The following is a 673-nucleotide window of genomic DNA, read 5'->3' on the forward strand; positions in this document are numbered from 1 at the left end:
TGCCTTCCAGCTGAGCCATACGGCGATCAAACGCAGACATGGCCTTGCTGGAATCGCCCAGCGCCCGGTACAGGCGCGCCAGTTCCGCCAGCGCCGTGGCACTCTGGCTGGAGTTGGCCGCCGCCTCGAAAAAGCCCTGCGCCTTGCCCCACAGACGCGCTTTCAGCGCAACACGGCCAGCGGTGATCAACACCGCCGCATTGCCCGGTCGTTCTACCAGCCACTTTTCCAGCACCTGCAGCAGGTCGTCCGGGGGAATATCGTCGATGGCTTCCAGCACCGGCGGCAAGCGGTCATCCCACTGGGAATCCAACTGCTCACGGACCAGATTCAAGGCTCCACGGCCACCGCCCAGCTGGGCCAGGAAACCGGCATAGCGGGCCACCATGGCCGGATCGTTTTTCAGGTGTACCGGCACATCTTTCCAGAGTTTGCGCAATTCATCCCGGCGACTATCGGCATCGTTGAAGCCAGGCTTGCGGGCGGTTTCCTGCAACCAGGCCAACCAGGCCCGGCGCTCACGACGGCCCTGGTTGGCCTCGCCAAAGGCCCGCTTCAAACGCGGCATCAGGGCACACAGCACCTGCCAGTCTTTCTGGCTTTCCAGTACCTCGGCATAGGTATTGAGAATACGCTTGTTGCGCGGCGCCATGTCCGCCAGCACCTTCAATTC

At 62.9% G+C, this 673-nt stretch carries 1 protein-coding gene; it reads right to left on the reverse strand.

The window, feature by feature from the left end; all coding sequences use genetic code 11:
• Window positions 1-652: heme biosynthesis protein HemY (locus A3730_RS20870; RefSeq protein ID WP_369819107.1), on the reverse strand; the 652-nt coding region annotated here is incomplete at its 3' end.
• Window positions 653-673 lie beyond the last annotated feature (21 nt).

This window comes from Alcanivorax sp. HI0044, assembly GCF_001634945.1.